Source organism: Polaromonas sp. (assembly GCF_030680935.1).
Classification (GTDB): Bacteria; Pseudomonadota; Gammaproteobacteria; order Burkholderiales; family Burkholderiaceae_C; genus Polaromonas.
Window position 1 is genome coordinate 1 of the sequence record NZ_JAUXUP010000080.1, and the last position, 18011, is coordinate 18011.

Sequence of the window (18011 nt, forward strand, 5' to 3'; positions counted from 1 at the left end):
GGTCATAGGTGATGACGTTTTTGTTGCCGGTGGCGGACACAAAAATGTCGCACTTGTCGGCAGCGTATTCCATGGTCACAACCTTGTAACCTTCCATCGCGGCCTGCAGGGCGTTGATCGGGTCGATCTCGGTCACCCAGACTTGCGCCGACAGCGCGCGCAGTGCCTGGGCCGAGCCTTTGCCCACGTCACCGTAACCGGCGACCAGCGCAACCTTGCCGGCGATCATCACGTCGGTGGCGCGCTTGATTGCGTCAACCAGCGATTCGCGGCAGCCATACAGGTTGTCGAACTTGGACTTGGTCACCGAATCATTGACGTTGATGGCGCGCAGGGCCAGCGTGCCCTTGGCCGACATCTCGTTCAGGCGCAACACGCCGGTGGTGGTTTCTTCGGTCACGCCGAAGATGTTTTTCAGGCGGCGGCTGTACCAGGTCGGGTCTTGTGCGAGTTTGGCCTTGATCGAGTTGAACAGGCAGATCTCTTCTTCGCTGCCTGGCTTGGACAGCAGGGAGGCGTCTTTCTCGGCCTTGGTACCCAGGTGCATCAGCAGCGTTGCATCGCCACCGTCGTCCAGGATCATGTTCGGGCCTTCTTCGGGTGTGCCTTTGGCGCCGGTGAATTCGAAAATCTTGTGGGTGTAATCCCAGTAGTCGGCCAGGGTTTCGCCCTTGATGGCAAACACCGGCGTGCCGGCTTCGGCAATCGCGGCGGCAGCGTGGTCCTGCGTGGAGAAGATATTGCACGAAGCCCAGCGCACGTCGGCACCCAGGGCTTGCAGGGTTTCAATCAGCACGCCAGTCTGGATGGTCATGTGCAGCGAACCAGTGATGCGCGCGCCCTTGAGCGGTTGCGCCTTCGCGAATTCTTCGCGAATGGCCATCAGACCTGGCATTTCGGTTTCGGCAATTTTCAGCTCTTTGCGGCCCCAGGCGGCAAGCGCGAGGTCGGCAATAACGTAATCAGGGTGCAGGGGTTTGAGAACAGCGCTCATAGTGACTCCAAAACAGGCTTTTAAAAACCACTGCTGGGGTCAACTCACCTCACAGCACAGTGGGTGAGCGCGGTTGGCATACAGAGCCGACAAGCGGCCTGGTGTCCGAGCCTCACGCGCCAGCTGACGGGGTCAGTGTGTGGCAGGTTGCATCGCTCCTCGGACAGGCCATATTCTAACCGGCTCGCGGCGTCCGGGCAAAGCCCCGGCCAATACCCCGCAGCGCCAGTGGGTCAGCGTGCCATGGCGCGGCGCGTCAGGTAGCTGCAGGCATCCACCAGCGCCACCAGGCCAATCATGGCCAGCAGGATGGAGCTGGTCTCCTGCATCTGGAACAGCCCCATGTGAAAGGCCAGCATCTGCCCCAGGCCGCCCGCGCCCACCACGCCCAGCACAGCGGCCGCGCGAATGTTGTTCTCCCAGCGGTACAGGGTGTAACTCATGAGCTGCGGCAGCACCTGCGGCAGCGTGGCATACAAAAACACCCGGCCCTCCCCCACGCCGCGCAGCCGCAGCGCCGCGCCCGGGCCTTCGGGCACATTTTCAATCGCCTCGGCAAAAAGCCGCCCCAATACGCCGGTGGTGTGCAGCGCCAGCGCCAGCGTGCCAGCCAGCGGGCCCAGGCCGGCGGCGATCAGCAGCAGGGCCGCCCAGACCAGCTCGGGGATGCTGCGCAGGGCGTTGAGCAGCAGGCGGGTGACGGCCTTGAAGCGGGCCGGGTCTTGTGCATGGGTGCGGCTGGCCGGCAGGGCGAGCAACAGGCCTAAAACCGCCGCGATCAGCGTGCCCAGGGCGGACATGGCCAGGGTTTCCAGCGTGGCTGGCAACAATTTTTTCAGAAACGCGGCCTCACCCGTGGGGTGCAGCAATTCGCCGATAAAACGTCCCATCTTGCGCAGGGCGTCGAGCGACAAAAACTGGGCCCACTTCAGGTCCAGCGACCAGAAACTCAACACCACCAGCAGCAAGGCCCCGGCCACCAGCCAGCAAGCCTTGCAGCGCGCATCAAACAGCGGCGGCGGCAGGCGGTAGACCTCGTTGGCGGCGGGGGTGGAAGCGCGCAAAGGGTCCATCACCGCCTCAACCCAATGCCTTGCGCAACCAGGCGCTGGCCTGGTCGGCCAGCCAGACCAGCGCCATGAAAACCAGCAGCATGGTGCTGACTTCAGAGCCGTTGAACATCTTCATCGAGGCGTCCATCTGCTGGCCCAGGCCGCCGGCGCCGACAAAACCCAGCACCGCCGAGGAGCGGATGGCGCATTCCCAGCGGTACACGCTGTAGCTGGTCAGCTCGGCCGCGTTTTGCGGCAGCAAACCATAAAAGAAGGCCTGCAGCCGGCCTGAGCCGTTGCGCAGCAAGGACACCGTGGCATGGCTGTCGCCGCTTTCAAGGATTTCGCCATAGACCTTGCCCAACATGCCGCTGTAGGTCAGAGCGATGGCCAATACACCGGCGGTAGGCCCGAGCCCGACCACCCGCACAAAAACCAGCGCCCAGATCAGCTCGGGCACACTGCGCAACAAAATCAGCAGCCAGCGCACCGCCTGCCGCAAGCTGGCCGGCAGCAGCGCCATGCGCCCGCTCAAGGCCGACACCGACAACACACGCACCGACAGCAGGGTCAGCGGTATGGCGAGCAGCAAGGCCAGCGCCATGCCGGCGGTGGCAATGGCCACCGTGCGCCAGGTCTCGCGCGCGACCAGCCACAAAAATTCAGCTTCGATTTTGGGTGGAAAAAAATCGCCCAGAAACTTCAGCGTGGACGACAAGGTGCCGGGCTCAAACATCACCCAGGGTTTGAACTCGGTCAGCACCAAGGCCGGCCACAAGAGCAGCAAGGCGAGCAGCGCCCAGGTCACGCGGCCGCGCCAGGCCGGGTCGCGCAATGTGGGGCGCGGGCTCGGCAAGGTGGCGACGGTCATGGGTGCGGCCAGCCGATCAGCGGCAGTGCATGACGGCGGGGATCACCGGCGGCGCAGGCAGGTCCAGCGGCTCGCGCGCCGGGCCGGTCAACTCGTGCAGGTGCTGGGCATACAGGGCCTGCAAGCGCTCTGGCGTCACTTGGGCAGCGGGCAGGTCAAAGGCCAGCTCGCCGTCACGCAGGCCAATGATGCGCGGAAAGTGCTGCAGCGCCATCTCGACATGGTGCAGCGTGCAGACCAGCGTGGCGCCGCGCTCACGCGCTGCCTGCGTCAGCGAACGGATGGCCTGCTGGCCGCGCGTCGGGTCCAGCGCCGACAGCGGTTCATCGACCAGCAGCAGGCTGGCCTCGGTGACCAATGCGCGAGCCAAACCCACGCGCTGGCGCTCACCGCCAGAAAGCCGGTCCACGCGGGCAAACAGTTTGTCGCTCAAATCAAAGCGCGCAAGTGCGGCGTCGGCCTGCGCAATCGCCGTCGGGTAAAACAGGCTGCGCAGGCTTTGCCACAGGCCGATTTGCGGCAGGCGCCCGGCCAGCACCGAGGTGACCACGCGCTGGCGCGGCGGCAAGGGCGGCACCTGCGGCGCCAGAAACAACTCGCCGCGCAAACCCTGCAGCTGACGGCGTGGCAGTTGCCAGGGATTGCGCCCGTCCAGCTGCAGACTGCCAGCCGACGGCGGCAATGCACTGGCGAGCAAATGCAGCAGCGTGGTTTTGCCGGCACCGGACGGCCCGATGATGGCCAGCTGCTCGCCTGCGGCCATCGCCAGCGACAGGCCGCGCAGCGCTGCAGGCGCATCATGTTTTGCCGCCGGATGCCGCGCCGCCACTCCTTCCAGCCTGATCTTCATATAAAAATTGGCCTCCAGCCCTTATCCTACCTGCGTAAACAGCTATCGATTCAGTAGCAAATTACTTGAGCAAGCCGGCGCTGCGGGCCGCAGTTTCAATGCCCTTGTAGTTCTCGGCTTTGGTCGGGATGTAACGCGAGGCGCGGTTCAGGTCCAGGATTTCCTTGCCCTGCGCGGTGGCCGGGTCAATGTCCAGCAAGGCCTTGGTGACCTTCTCACGCAGGGCGGCGGGCATGTCGGCATGCACCGCCCAGTTGTAGTTGAAGTAGCCGGGCGTGGTGTAGAAGACATTCACGTCTTTGGTGTCGACCCGGTTTTCCTTGACGAACTTGTTCCACACCGTGATGTCGAGTGCGGCGGCTTCTACCTTGCCGCTGACCACCGAGGCAATTGTGGCGTCGTGCGCCCCGGAGTAGGCCACTCGCTTGAAATCCTTGTCGGGGTCGATATTGGCCTGCAGCAAAAAGCTGCGTGGCATCAGGTGGCCCGAGGTGCTGGACTGGGAGCCAAAACTGACCTGTTTGCCTTTGAGGTCGCCCAGGGTCTTGATGCCGGAATTGGTCTTGGCAATAAACACCGACTGGAATTTGGTGTCTTCCTCGCGCTGGGCAATCGGCACAATCTTGCCGCCCGAGCGATTCTGCGCCTGGATGAAAGTAAAACCACCGAGCCAGGCCATTTCAATGTTCTTGTTGACCAGGGTCTCGACCGCTGCAGGGTAGTCGCTGACGGGGGTGAACTCGACCTTCATGCCCAGCTTCTGCTCCAGGTATTTGACGATGGGGCCAAACTTGCGCATCTGCTCGGTGGCAGCTTCTTCAGGAATGGTGGTGACCCTGAAAACACCCTGCGCGGACACGGTCCCCGCGAAAGCCAGGACAGAACAGGCAGCAAGGGCCCTGAGGGCACCGGATAGGAACAAACGGGTCATGGACCGCTCCAGGAAGTGGCGAAGAACCCGGTATTAAACCCGACAACCCAAACCCTTGCGTCCGCCCTGCTACATTCCTGACGATGCCCATCCCCGCCCTTCGCACCCGCGTGGTGATCGTCAGCCCCGCGCTGGCCGATGCCAACAATGGCAACTGGCAAACCGCCAGGCGCTGGCAGCAGATGCTGGCGCCCCATGCGGTGCGCATTGTGCGTGAGTGGCCTGACGCGGCCGCATCGGCGCAAGACCAGGTGCTGTTGGCCCTGCACGCACGTCGCTCGGCGGCGTCGATTGCCGCCTGGTCGGCCGCGCACGGCCCGGCAGGGCTGGGTGTGGTGCTGACTGGCACCGACCTGTACCGCGACATTCACAACAACGATGCGGCCCGGCAGTCGCTGGCGCTGGCGCAGCGCCTGGTGGTGTTGCAGGATCTGGGCCCCGAGGCCCTGCCCGCGCCGCTTCGGCCCAAGGTTCGCGTGATCTTTCAGTCCACCACAGCGCGCCAGACATTGGTCAAGTCACCCCGCTTTCTGCGGGCCCTCATGGTGGGGCATTTGCGCGATGAAAAATCGCCGCAGACCCTGTTTGAAGCCGCGCGGTTGCTGGCGGGCGAGCCCACGCTGCTGATCGACCACATTGGTGAGGGGCTGGACCCCGAGCTGGGCGAGCAGGCCCGCGCCACCGCCGCCGCCTGCCCCAACTACCGCTGGCTGGGCGGCCAGGTGCACGAAGCCACGCGCCGCCGCATCCAGCGGGCCCATGTGCTGGTACACACCAGCCGCATGGAGGGCGGCGCCCACGTGATCATGGAAGCGGTGCGCAGCGGCACGCCGGTCGTTGCCTCCCGCATCGCCGGCAACGTTGGCATGCTGGGCAAGGACTATGCGGGCTACTTTGAGTGGGGTGATGCGGCGGCACTGGCGGCGCTGCTGCAACGCTGCCATGACAGCCCCGGCCCGCAAGGTCTGCTGGCCCGGCTGGGCGCACAATGCGCGCGGCGTGCACCTCTTTTTGATCCCGCTGCTGAACGCAGCGCGCTGCTGCAACTGGTGCAAGAGCTGCTGCCAGCAAGCGCAGACACCCCCCCCGATTTACCAGGCAATCACTGACATGCAATCCCCGGATCAACCTGTACTCAGAGACATCGTGCTGGTAGGCGGCGGCCACAGCCATGTGGGCGTGCTGAAAAGTTTTGGCATGAACCCGGTGCCCGGCGTGCGCCTGACGCTGATCTGCCGCGACACCGACACACCCTACTCGGGCATGTTGCCGGGTTACATCGCCGGCCACTACAGCCATGACGATGTACACATTGACCTGAACACGCTGGCCGCATTTGCCGGTGCGCGTTTTTTCCGAGACGAGGTAATCGGGCTGGACCGGGCCGCTGGCAAAGTCATCTGCCGCAACCGCCCGCCTGTGCCTTACGACAGCTTGTCCATCAACATTGGCTCGGCGCCGCAAATCGGCCAGGTACCCGGCGCAGCCGACCATGCGGTGGCGGTCAAGCCGATTCATTTGTTCAATGAACGCTGGCTGGCTTTGCTGGCCCGGGTGCAACAACACGCTGGCAAAACCCGTATCGCCGTCGTCGGCGCGGGCGCGGGCGGGGTCGAGCTGACGCTGGCCATGCAGCACCGCCTGCGCGGCGAATTACGCGCGCTGGGACGCGACCCGAATGAGCTGGCCTTTCACCTGTTCAGCAACACGGCCGACATTCTGCCTACGCACAACCCCCGCGTGCGGCAGACTTTCAAGCGCGTATTGACCGAGCGCCAGGTGGTCTTGCACCTGAACAGCGAAGTGACCCAGGTGTCTGAGCGCGGCATTAAAACCAGCGACGGCACGCTGATGGAGATGGACGAAATCGTCTGGGTCACCCAGGCCGGGGGTGCCACCTGGTTGCGCCAGACCGGGCTGGCACTCGACGAGCATGGGTTTATCCAGGTCAACGACCACCTGCAAAGCATCAGCGACCCTGCCGTGTTTGCCGCCGGCGACATTGCCGCCTTCACCAGCCGCCCGCTGCCCAAAGCCGGTGTGTTTGCGGTGCGCCAGGGCAAACCGCTGGCCGCCAACCTGCGCCGGTCTGTGCTGGGCGAGCCGCTGGTCAGCTACCGGCCGCAACGCAACTGGCTGGCGCTGATCAGCACCGGTGACCGTTTTGCAGTCGCCTCACGCGGTGCGCTGAGCTGGCAGGGCGAATGGGTCTGGCGCTGGAAAGACTGGATTGACCGCCGCTTCATGGACAAATTCCAGAACTTCCCAGCGATGGACGCAAGCGCCATGGGGCAGGCAGCGCCGTCACGGGTCAAGCTGGATCAGGAGGAAGCCGCGCAGGCCATTTCTGCAATTGCCATGCGCTGCGGCGGCTGCGGTGCCAAAGTGGGTGCCACGGTGTTGTCGCGCGCGCTGGGCGCGCTGCAGCCGATACACCGCGACGATGTGTTGATTGGCCTGCACGCCCCCGACGACGCAGCCGTGGTGCGCGTGCCACCGGGCAAAGCCATGGTGCACTCGGTCGATTTTTTTCGCGCCTTCATCGACGACCCCTACCTGTTTGGCAAGGTCGCCGCCAACCATGCACTTGGCGATATTTTTGCGATGGGCGGCGAGGCCCAGTCCGCCACCGCCGTAGCCACTGTGCCTTCGGGGCTGGAAGCCAAAGTCGAGGATGTGTTGTTCCAGATGATGACAGGCGCGGTGGAGGTGCTCAATGAGGCCGGTTGCGCGCTGGTGGGCGGCCACACCGGCGAAGGCAAGGAGCTGGCGCTGGGTTTTGCGATCAACGGCCTGGTCGATGAAGACCTGCACACGGTGCTGAAAAAAGGCGGCATGCGCGCCGGCGACGTGTTGCTGCTGACCAAGCCGATTGGCACCGGCACGCTGTTTGCGGCGCATGCGCGGCTGAAAACCCGGGGCCGCTGGATTGATGCGGCACTGGTGTCGATGATCCAGTCGAACCGGCTGGGCGCACAGTGCCTGCAGGCCCACGGAGCCACCGCCTGCACCGACCTGACCGGCTTTGGCTTGCTGGGTCACCTGGTGGAGATGACGCGGCCTTCGGGCGTGGATGCTGAGCTGTACCTGTCAGCCCTGCCGCTGTTGGACGGCGCCCTGGAAACCAGCGCGGCTGGCATCCTGAGCTCCCTGCAACCCGCCAATGTGCGCCTGCGCCGCGCGCTGCGCAACCAGGCTGAAGCCATCGCGCATCCGGCCTATCCGCTGATTTTTGACCCGCAGACCGCCGGCGGCCTGCTGGCCAGCGTGCCCGCAGCCCGGGCCGATGCCTGCATTGCCGCCCTGCGCAAACTCGGCTACCACCACACCGTGGCGATTGGCCGCATCCTGCCGCAGGGTGATGCGCTGGAACCCATCGTCTTGAAATGTTGAGCCTCAGTACCTGGCCGCTTGCCGAGCGCCAGCGCATCACCGGCGTCTTCACCGACATTGACGACACCCTCACGACCGACGGCGCGATCACGGCAGACGCGCTGCAGGCGCTGGCTGACCTGAAAGCGGCGGGCCTGCAGGTGATCCCCATCACCGGAAGGCCGGTGGGATGGAGCGAGCCTTTTGCGCTGGCATGGCCGGTCGACGCCATCGTGGCGGAAAACGGCGCTGTGGCACTTTTTGAGGATCAAATCGGGCTACAGCCCTTATCCGACGGGCGTCAGCAGCTATCAAAAAGATATCAACAAGACGAGGGCGCCCGGCGCTCCAACTACACACGCATGCAGCAGGTGGCGCAGCGTGTGGTGCGTGAGGTGCCGGGTGCCAGACTGTCGCAAGACAGCGCTGGCCGCGAGACCGACATCGCCATCGACCACAGTGAGTTTGCGCACCTGTCGCCAGCGCATATTGCCCAGGCGGTGAACATCATGCAAAGCGAGGGCATGAACGCCACGGTCAGTTCCATCCACATCAACGGCTGGTTTGGCGCACACAACAAGCTCGAGGGAGCGCGCTGGATAGTGCGCGAACTGCTGGCCCGGGAGTTGGACACCGAGATAGCCCGCTGGGTCTACGTCGGGGACTCCACCAACGACCAATTGATGTTCGAAGCCTTTCCGCATTCGGTCGGCGTAGCCAACATCCGCCGCTTTGAAGCGGAGCTGAGCCACAAGCCGCGCTACGTCACCCGGGGTGAACGCGGCGCGGGTTTTGCCGAGGTGGCGGCGGCCCTGCTGGAAGCGCTCAAGACCTAACGCGCGGCCACTGTCAGCGCCGCCGGTTTGGCCGCACTCATGACGCTGTTGCTGGCAGCGTTGCTGACCAATTCAAGACGCATCGTGTAATCACCGGGCGGCGGGTTCAGCCAGGTTTCGGTCTGCCCGCCAGTGAAACTCAGCACTTCGGGCTTGCGACCCGAACGCTCTACCGTCAGGCGAAAGTGCCCGGTCTCGGCTGCCTTGGGCCCCACGTGGGCAACGTTGTAGCCGCTGGCATGAAACTGCACACGAAAAGGCGTCTTGACCGTTTCGCGGTCGGCCGGTGCCAACAGCTCCACACGCGCCGGGCCCTGCACACTGGCCGGCGTCACGTTCTTGTTCTGCTTGCTGATCGTCACCTTCAAGGGCTTGCTGTACACAAAGTAGGGAATGTGCCCCTGGTCGGCCAGCAGCAGGCGCAGGTCGTAGGTGCCGGGCGGCAGATTCACCACCATCTCCATCTGGCCTTTGCCAAAGTGGATGTACTGTTCGGTGAAAGGCAGGGGTTTCTTGAAGTCCAGCGGCAAGGCCTGGTTGACCAGCAGGTGGTGGTGGCCAGCGCGGCCGGCGGTTTTGCCCGCGGGCACCAGGCCACGCATCGACAGGCCAAAACGCGCCACAAACGGCGCTTCCAGCGTCGCGCCATCTTTCAGGTTGGTGAAATAGGTTTCCGCTGAACGCGGCGAAGGCACCACCCAGGGGTGCGGCACCTGCTCAACTTCGTCGGTAGCCTCCACGCTTGTCTGGGCAGTGGCCGGGATGACGGTGGCCAGCAACAGGGCAAGCGCGCACACAAAAACATAGTTCAAAGCCGGGCGTGACATGGGATGCATTCCGTCAAAAATTGCCAGATCGGGATAATCTGTACCGAAACGTAATTTTATGACTAGTCAGTTTACATTGAGACTACTGCGGATATACCCCTCAAACCTGACGGGGTTTATGCCATGCGCCTGTCAGCGCGCAAGCACCGGCGCCAGCGCCTTGCCGGTCGCCGTCCCCAGCTTCACCACCTGCTCAGGCGGTGCTGAAGCCACCACCTGACCGCCCGCATTGCCACCATCGGGGCCCAGGTCAATCACCCAGTCGGCTTCGGCAATCACGTCGAGGTCGTGTTCAATCACCACCACGCTGTGACCACCGTTGACCAGGCGATGCAACACATGGATCAGTTTTTCCACATCGGCCATGTGCAGGCCCACCGTGGGTTCGTCCAACACATACAAGGTGTGCGGCGCTTTTTGGCCACGGCGCGTGATGTCGTCACGCACCTTGCTGAGTTCGGTCACCAGCTTGATACGCTGCGCCTCGCCCCCCGACAGCGTCGGTGAGGGCTGCCCCAACGTCAGGTAACCGAGGCCCACGTCTTTCAGCAGTTGCAGCGGATGCGAAATGGCCGGCATGGACGCAAAAAACGTCACCGCTTCGTCAACCTCCATGGTCAATACATCGCCGATGTTTTTTCCGCGCCAGGTCACCGCCTGGGTTTCGGGGTTGAAACGTGCGCCGTGGCAGGTTTCGCAGAGCACCTTCACGTCGGGCAGAAAACTCATGCCTATGGTGCGCACGCCTGCGCCTTCGCAGGTCGGGCAGCGGCCTTCGCCGGTGTTGAAGCTGAAGCGGCCGGCGCTGTAGCCACGCGCCTTGGCTTCCAGCGTGTCAGCAAACAGTTTGCGTACCGTGTCCCAGAAACCAATGTAGGTGGCGGGGCAGCTTCGTGGTGTCTTGCCGATAGGCGTCTGGTCCACTTCCAGCACCCGGTCCACCACCTCGTAACCCTCGATGGCTTCGCAGCCTGTCCAGATGGGCGTTTTTCCTTTGTCGTCGGCTTCGCGCCCCGCCTTGGTGGACCGCAGCATGACGCCGGCATGGACGTTGGCCAGCAGCACATCACGCGCCAGCGTGGACTTGCCGGAGCCGGAGACGCCAGTGACGGCGACCAGCCGGTACAGCGGCACCGTGACCGACACCTTCTTGAGGTTATGTAAATCGGCATTCACCACCTTGAGCCAGGACGTGAACGGCCCGGCAGCCACCGGCGCCGCGTTGTGCAGCGCGCTGGTGCTGGCTGCTGCGGCTTTCAGTGCAGCAGCTTTAAGCAGAGCAGCTTTCTGCTTGCTGACCGGTTTGGCATCGACATCCACGACCGCCTGGGCAACAGCCGGCGCCAGGCCGATACGTGTCTCGCGCCGGGGCTGCAGCGGATGGATCAGCGGATTGGCCAGATAACGCCCGGTCAGTGAATCGGGCAGGGTCGCCAGGTGGGACGCCGTGCCCTGCCCCACGAGCTGACCGCCGCGTTTGCCGGCCCCAGGGCCGATGTCGATGATGTTGTCGGCGCGGCGAATGGTGTCTTCATCGTGCTCAACCACCACCAGCGTGTTGCCCCGTTCGCTGAGCTTGCCCAGGGCGCGCAGCAGAATCTGGTTGTCGCGCGGGTGCAGGCCGATGGTCGGCTCGTCCAGCACATAACAAACGCCCTGCAGGTTGGAGCCGAGTTGCGCGGCCAGCCGGATGCGCTGCGCCTCGCCGCCAGACAAGGTGGGGGCGCCCCGGTCCAGCGTCAGGTAGCCCAGCCCCACGTCTTCGAGGAATTCGAGCCGGCTCTTGATCTCGGGAATCAGGTCGCGGGCGATACCGGCCTCGCGCCCGGTCAGCACCAGCGTCTCGATCCAGGCGCGCACGTCGGTGACCGACAGGGCGGCGATGTCGGCGATACCGACACCGGCAAACTTCACGGCGCGGGCCTGCGCGTTCAGGCGTGTGCCCTGGCAACCTGGACAGACGGCGTCAGTCACGTCTTCGGCTTCGGGTTCGGCGAAACTTTGCTCGCGGCCCTTGTTGTCGTCATCACGCACCGAATCGTCGAACACCTTGCGCTGCTCTTTGGTGAGCTTGACGCCGGTACCGACACAGTCGGGGCACCAGCCGTGCTTGCTGTTGTAGCTGAACAGGCGCGGATCGAGCTCGGGGTAAGAGGTGGAACACACCGGGCAGGCGCGCTGCGTCGAAGACGCCTGTAGCTTGCCCAGTTGTTTCGTCGAGGTGCCGGCCATCATGGCGCCGCGCAGGCCATCCAGCGGCGCCAGCACATGCACGACGCCTTTGCCATGTTGCAACGCGGTCGCCAGCGCCTGGCGCAGGGCGGCTTCGTTGGCGGGTGCCACGTGGATATCGGCAACGGGCAGTTCAACCGTGTGTTCCTTGAAACGGTCTATGCGCGGGAAATTCGTCGTTGGCAAAAACTCGCCGTCGATGCGCAAATGTGTGTAACCACGCGGCCGCGCCCAGTCGGCCAGCTCGGTGTACACGCCCTTGCGGTTGATCACCAGCGGCGCGAGCAGCCCAATGTGCTGTCCACGCCAGGCCTTGAGCAGTTGCGCGGCAATGCTTTCAGGGCTTTGCGGCATCACCGCCGCGCCGTCTCTGGTGCAGTGCTGTGTGCCGAGCTTGACATAAAGCAGGCGCAAAAAGTGCCAGACCTCGGTGGTGGTGCCGACGGTGGACTTGCGACCGCCGCGCGACAGGCGCTGCTCGATGGCGACGGTCGGCGGGATGCCGTACACCGCATCGACCTCGGGCCGGCCCGCCGGCTGCACAATGCTGCGCGCATAGGCATTGAGCGACTCCAGGTAACGCCGCTGGCCTTCGTTGAACAAGATATCAAAGGCCAGCGTGGACTTGCCGGAGCCCGACACACCCGTCACCACATTGAACTTGCCGCGCGGAATGTTGACCGACAGGCTCTTGAGGTTGTGCTCCTTGGCATTGACAATCTGGATCAGGTTGGAGAAGGCCGGCTTTGTTTTCCACGCCTTGACGCGCGCCTCTTCGACACCGTGTACCTTGCCCATGGCCTGCTCGTACTCGCGCAGGGCCAGTGCGGTGTGGGAGGTGGGGTGTTCGCGCACCGACTCGGGCGTGCCCTGGGCCACCAGCGAGCCGCCCGCTTCGCCACCTTCGGGCCCGAGGTCGATCAGCCAGTCGGCCGAACGGATCACGTCCAGGTTGTGTTCGATGATGATCAGCGAGTGGCCGGCGTCCAGCAGCCTGCGCAGCGCGCGCATGAGTTTGGCAATGTCGTCAAAATGCAGGCCGGTGGTCGGCTCGTCAAACAAAAACAGCGTGCCGCGGTTGATGTTTCTCAACGCCAGCGGCTGGCGGCTGGCGCTCGCGGTCTTCGACGCGCCGGCCAGAAATCCGGCGAGTTTGAGGCGTTGCGCCTCGCCGCCCGACAGCGTCGGCACCGGCTGGCCCAACTTCACGTATTCGAGGCCCACATCGACGATGGGCTGCAGCGCGCGTATCACCTCGCGGTCCTGGGCAAACAGCTGACTCGCCTCGCTGACGGTCAGGTCCAGCACGTCAGACACGTTCATCAGGCGCGGATGCACGTCACCGATGGCTTTGCGTTCAATCGTGACTTCGAGAATCTCGGGCCGGTAACGCTTGCCGTCGCAGTCCGGGCAGCGCAGGTACACGTCGCTGAGGAACTGCATCTCCACATGTTCAAAACCCGAGCCGCCGCAGGTCGGGCAGCGTCCGTCGCCGTTGTTGAAGCTGAACTTGGACGCGGTGTAGCTGCGCTGCCGGGCCAGCGGCGCCTGCGCAAACAGCTCGCGCACCGCGTCCCAGGCGCCGACGTAGCTGGCGGGGTTGGAGCGCGCCGTCTTGCCAATTGGCGACTGATCCACAAACACCACATCGGTCAGGTAGTCGGCCCCCATCAGGCGGTCGTGTTGACCCGGCGTCTCCGTCGCCTTGCCAAACTGGCGCAGCAGCGCCGGTGCCAGGATGTCCTGCATCAGCGTCGATTTGCCGGAGCCGCTGACTCCGGTCACGCAGACCAGGCGCTGCAGCGGGAATTCCACCGTCAAATTCTTCAGGTTGTGATCGCGCGCGCCTTCCAGGATCAGTCGCGGCGTGTTGTCGCTCACCGGGCGCTTGAAGCCCATGCCCACCTGCTTGCGCGAGCCCAGGTAGGCGCCGGTCAGGGTGTCGGCGTGTTTGAGGTCTTCGGGCGTGCCGTCGAACACAATCTGTCCGCCCTTCTCGCCCGGTCCCGGGCCCATGTCTATCATGCGGTCGGCGGCCATCATCACCGCCGGGTCATGCTCAACCACCACCAGCGTGTTGCCGGCATCACGCAGCCGGTGCATGGCCTGGGTGATGCGGTTCATGTCGCGCGGATGCAAGCCGATGGAGGGCTCGTCAAGCACAAACAGCGTGTTGACCAGCGAGGTGCCAAGCGCGGTGGTCAGGTTGATGCGCTGCACCTCACCGCCCGACAGCGTGCGGCTTTGCCGGTCCAGCGTCAGGTAGCCGATGCCGACATCACTGAGGTACTTGAGCCGGGTATGGATTTCCTCGAACAGCGACTTGAGCGCCTTGAACTCGGCATCTGGCGCATTGCCTTCCTGCAGTGCGGCGGGCGCCAGCCCGTTGAAAAACTCGCGCAGGCGATCGATCGGCAACTGCATGAGGTCATGCAGGCTCAGGCCGGGCATGGCTTCAAGCTGGGCGCGCGTCCAGTCCACGCCGACCGGCATGAAACGTTTGCCGGGCGGCAACGCTGCATCGGCGGCTTCCTTGGAGCCGAGGCGCCAAAGCAGGGCTTCGAGCTTGAGGCGCGCGCCGCCGCAGGTTTCGCAGGGCGTGTAGCTGCGGTACTTGGACAGCAGCACCCGGATGTGCATCTTGTAGGCCTTGGTCTCCAGATAGGCAAAAAAGCGCTTGATGCCGTACCACTGCTTCTTCCACTGGCCATTTTTGTAGGCTGGCGTTCCGTGGATCACCCAGTGCTGTTGCTCGGGCGTGAGTTTGTACCAGGGCGTGTCGCGCGGAATGCCGGCAGCTTCTGCGTGGCGCATCAGGTCGTCCTGGTTTTCGGCCCAGGCCGGCGTCTGCAGGGTTTTGATCGCGCCGGAGCGCAAGGTCAGCTTGTCGTTGGGGATCACCAGGCCGTAGTCGACCCCGATCACACGGCCAAAACCCCGGCAGGTGTCGCAGGCACCCATGGCCGAGTTGAAGGAGAACAGCGATGGCGTCGGGTCGGCATAGCGCAAGTCGCTGTCGGGGCAATGCAGTCCGGTGGAAAAGCGCCACATCTCGTCGGGCTGGCCTTCATCGCCCTGCTGAACGTACACATTGAGGCGGCCACCGCGCTTGAGCGCCATCTCAATCGCCTCCACCACACGCGACTTTTCAGCCGCATGCACGCGAAAACGGTCGGCCACCACATCGAGCAGTTTGTGTGGACCGGCCGGTGTGGCCACGTCGCGCTCTGCATGCACACGCGTAAAACCGCTGGCCAACAGCCACTGCGTGACTTCTTCCGCGCTGGTGTTGCCGGGCAACTCCACAGGAAAAGTCATGACCACGCGCGGATCACCTGCCGCAGTGCGCGCCATCAAGTCGGCATAAATCGATTCCGGGGTGTCATGGCGCACCGCCTGCGCCGTCTTTTTGTCGAAAAGCTGCGCGGCCCGTGCATACAAAAGTTTGAGGTGATCGTTGAGCTCCGTCATGGTGCCCACAGTGGAGCGTGAGCTGCGCACCGGATTGGTCTGGTCAATCGCAATCGCGGGCGGCACGCCTTCGACCTTGTCCACCGCCGGTTTGTCCATGCGGTCCAGAAACTGCCGTGCATACGCCGAAAAAGTCTCGACGTAGCGACGCTGGCCCTCTGCAAACAGCGTGTCGAACACCAGCGAAGACTTGCCGGAGCCGCTGGGGCCGGTCACCACCGTCATTTCACCGGTGCGGATGTCGAGGTCCAGGTTCTTGAGGTTGTGCTGACGCGCGCCGCGGATGCGGATGATTCCCTGGGACATGGGTGAGTGCTTTCGGGGTGAGGTCAAACATTCTAGATAGGCCGCTGTTCATTCCGGCGTGTAGGGTTAAGTATCGGATGGGGCGACATCTTGAAACAAAAAAACCGCCAGCCCAGGCAAGCAAGGCGGGCACGGCGCAACCCGCATAACTCCGGGCGATCGAGTAGGGTGAGGGGTTGCCCCCTCAGCCCTCTCACACCACCGTACGTGCGGTTCACGCATACGGCGGTTCAAACAGGACGCTGGAGATGCTGATGGGTTGCCACCAGCGAGACCAGCCCGAGTTGCGTGAAGTATTTTGGCGGCAGAGCGGCAATCATGTGTTTGGCCCCGGCATTCCACCAAGGCCCACGCCCGTTGACACTGGATTTCCATGCACGCGCGGCTTCCAGGCCGTGTGCGCGCAGTTTCGATTCCCGTGTTTTCGGGCGCTTCCACTGCCGCCACGCGATGCAGCGCAGGTGCCGCCTGACCCATGCGTCAAGTTCTTCGATCGGCCGTCGGCTCTGAGTCAGACAGAAGTAATTCATCCACCCTCTCAGTACCGGATTGAGCGTCTCGATGAGCTGGGACAGTGACCTGCCCCGGCCTTGACGGCACAGCTCGTTCACGCGACCTCTCAGGCGCTCGATGCTTTGCCGGGCCACGCGAAGCCTGGGCACTTGTGCCCCGGTGACGCTGTAGCCCAGGAACTTGCGCTGCGAGGGCCGCGCCACGGCGCTTTTAGCTTCGTTGACGGTCAACTTGAGCTTGCGCCCAAGGTACCGCTTCACGCCGTCCATGACCCGCTCTCCCGCACGTTGGCTGCCAACATAAATGTTGCAGTCATCCGCGTAGCGGCAGAACGACAGCTTGCGCCGCTCCAATTCCCGGTCGAGGTCGGTCAACAGAATGTTCGATAGCAGCGGCGACAGAGGACCACCTTGCGGCGTTCCCTGCTGCCTTGCCGTTTCCACCCCGTCGGCCATCATCCCGGCCTGCAAGAATCGGCGGATCAAGCGCAGAACGTGTTTGTCCCGCACCTGGCGTGCCACCCGCGCCATCAGCACGTCGTGGTTAACGCGGTCGAAGAATTTCTCCACGTCCATGTCCACCACCCAGCGCTTGCCGCCACGGATGTACTCTGCCGCCTTGAGCACCGCCTGCTGCGCACTTCTTCCCGGCCGAAAGCCGTAGCTGCCTTCCGAGAAGATCGGCTCAAACCGCGGCTGCATCGCCTGATGCAGCGCTTGCTGGATGAGGCGGTCCACCACCGTGGGCACGCCCAGTGTCCTCACCCCGCCTTGCGGCTTAGGTATGTCCACTTTGCGTACTGCCTGCGGCTGGTAGCTGCCATCCAGTAGCGCCTCTTTCACTCGCGGCCAGTTTGCCTTGAGCCAGTCCTTGAGGTCTTCGCAGCGCATCCCGTCGATGCCGGGCGCGCCTCGGTTCCTCATGACCCGGCTGTAGGCTAGCTGCATATTGCCGCGCTCCACGACTTGACTCATGAGACAGTCTCTCTCCGATTTCGGGTGTCTGCTGCACGCCGTGCCAGCCTCAGCACCCGCGCGCGCATCTACCGGATTCCGTCCGGTTTCTTCGTGGCTGGCCCCCCGATTGAGGGCTTCTGCTTCATCGGCTGTCATCGAGTTCCTCAGTCCTACTCTCGTTCCTGCTTGTTCGGGCCTTCGACCCCTGCATTGCTGCCGGCGCCTACTATGCCCTCTGCTGACTTCTGGCCTGGCTTCCCGTCACCTCTCGGTGCCGGTAGCCCTTTCGGGCACCGTGGCCAGATCTCCCCGGGTATGACGTACCCACCTTCGCGCTTATGCCTGTCGGATCTACGATGCAGCATTCCGTACAAGTTTCGGGCTTTGATGAATTCGGCCATCTCACCCTGCTGCATCGCCTCATATCCGCTTCCTGTTCGTCAGGCCAGCGCTTTGCCTCCGGCTTCCTTCAGACTCGCAGTCGCCCGCGAAACCCTTGCCTTTGGCTAACACTTCCCCTTGCCGGGCGTGTAGAGGACTTTCACCTCCAAGTAGGTACGCCCTGCCGGGCGCACCGAAAAAAAACGGAGGTCCTTGATGGACCCCCGTTTCCTGTGTAAATGCAGATTTCGACACTAGCCTGAAGCTACCGCGAGTTCGAGACCAGAGGCTTGCGCCCTTGCTTTCGCACGCTGGTAGAGCGGCGTTTGACTCACCGGAGAGTTCCGCATGGCACGGAGCCACACGAGGTCACCCTTCGATACACCTGCATTCGCAGACGCCGAGACGCCGCGAGTTTG

General features: G+C 63.8%; 11 protein-coding genes and 1 riboswitch. Of the genes, 3 read left to right on the forward strand and 8 right to left on the reverse strand.

Going from position 1 to position 18011, the window contains the following annotated elements; translation table 11 throughout:
• The 5 genes from Q8L50_RS18800 to Q8L50_RS18820 all read right to left on the reverse strand — a co-directional run.
• Nucleotides 1–994, reverse strand: a 994-nt coding sequence (locus tag Q8L50_RS18800; protein WP_305350164.1) for an adenosylhomocysteinase, incomplete at its 3' end; no start/stop codon positions are given.
• Nucleotides 995–1052: 58 nt separating this feature from the next.
• Nucleotides 1053–1161, reverse strand: a riboswitch (S-adenosyl-L-homocysteine riboswitch).
• Between the two features lie 66 nt (nucleotides 1162–1227).
• Entirely contained in the window at nucleotides 1228–2067 is an 840-nt protein-coding gene (phnE, locus tag Q8L50_RS18805; RefSeq protein ID WP_305350165.1) for a phosphonate ABC transporter, permease protein PhnE, read from the reverse strand.
• Nucleotides 2068–2074: 7 nt separating this feature from the next.
• Complete coding sequence (locus Q8L50_RS18810) at nucleotides 2075–2917, reverse strand: ABC transporter permease (protein ID WP_305350166.1); 843 nt, start codon at nucleotides 2915–2917, stop codon at nucleotides 2075–2077.
• A gap of 16 nt (nucleotides 2918–2933) precedes the next feature.
• On the reverse strand, nucleotides 2934–3767 hold the full coding sequence (locus tag Q8L50_RS18815; RefSeq protein WP_305350167.1) for a phosphonate ABC transporter ATP-binding protein: 834 nt from the start codon (nucleotides 3765–3767) through the stop codon (nucleotides 2934–2936).
• A 61-nt stretch (nucleotides 3768–3828) separates the two neighbouring features.
• Nucleotides 3829–4698: a putative selenate ABC transporter substrate-binding protein gene (locus tag Q8L50_RS18820; protein WP_305350168.1), complete on the reverse strand. Its 870-nt coding sequence runs from the start codon at nucleotides 4696–4698 to the stop codon at nucleotides 3829–3831.
• A gap of 83 nt (nucleotides 4699–4781) precedes the next feature.
• On the opposite strand from Q8L50_RS18820, the gene senB reads away from it, so the two are divergent.
• The 3 genes from senB to Q8L50_RS18835 are packed head-to-tail and all read left to right on the forward strand — an operon-like array spanning nucleotide 4782 to nucleotide 8906.
• Nucleotides 4782–5807 (forward strand): selenoneine biosynthesis selenosugar synthase SenB, encoded by a 1026-nt coding sequence (senB, locus tag Q8L50_RS18825; protein ID WP_305350169.1) that lies wholly within the window; start codon nucleotides 4782–4784, stop codon nucleotides 5805–5807.
• Nucleotide 5808: 1 nt separating this feature from the next.
• Complete coding sequence (selD, locus tag Q8L50_RS18830) at nucleotides 5809–8091, forward strand: selenide, water dikinase SelD (protein ID WP_305350170.1); 2283 nt, start codon at nucleotides 5809–5811, stop codon at nucleotides 8089–8091.
• Complete coding sequence (locus Q8L50_RS18835) at nucleotides 8085–8906, forward strand: HAD-IIB family hydrolase (RefSeq protein WP_305350171.1); 822 nt, start codon at nucleotides 8085–8087, stop codon at nucleotides 8904–8906. The genes selD and Q8L50_RS18835 overlap by 7 nt, the downstream gene beginning before the upstream one ends.
• Here the strand turns inward: Q8L50_RS18835 and Q8L50_RS18840 are convergent.
• The 3 genes from Q8L50_RS18840 to ltrA all read right to left on the reverse strand — a co-directional run bounded on the left by Q8L50_RS18840 (nucleotide 8903) and on the right by ltrA (nucleotide 17367).
• Entirely contained in the window at nucleotides 8903–9733 is an 831-nt protein-coding gene (locus tag Q8L50_RS18840; RefSeq protein WP_305350172.1) for a DUF4399 domain-containing protein, read from the reverse strand. The two genes, Q8L50_RS18835 and Q8L50_RS18840, sit on opposite strands and share 4 nt — an antisense overlap.
• Nucleotides 9734–9865: 132 nt before the next feature.
• A complete protein-coding gene (uvrA, locus tag Q8L50_RS18845; protein WP_305350173.1) occupies nucleotides 9866–15742 on the reverse strand; it encodes an excinuclease ABC subunit UvrA in 5877 nt (1958 codons plus the stop codon).
• A gap of 230 nt (nucleotides 15743–15972) precedes the next feature.
• Nucleotides 15973–17367, reverse strand: a complete 1395-nt coding sequence (ltrA, locus tag Q8L50_RS18850; protein WP_305350174.1) for a group II intron reverse transcriptase/maturase — start codon at nucleotides 17365–17367, stop codon at nucleotides 15973–15975.
• Nucleotides 17368–18011 lie beyond the last annotated feature (644 nt).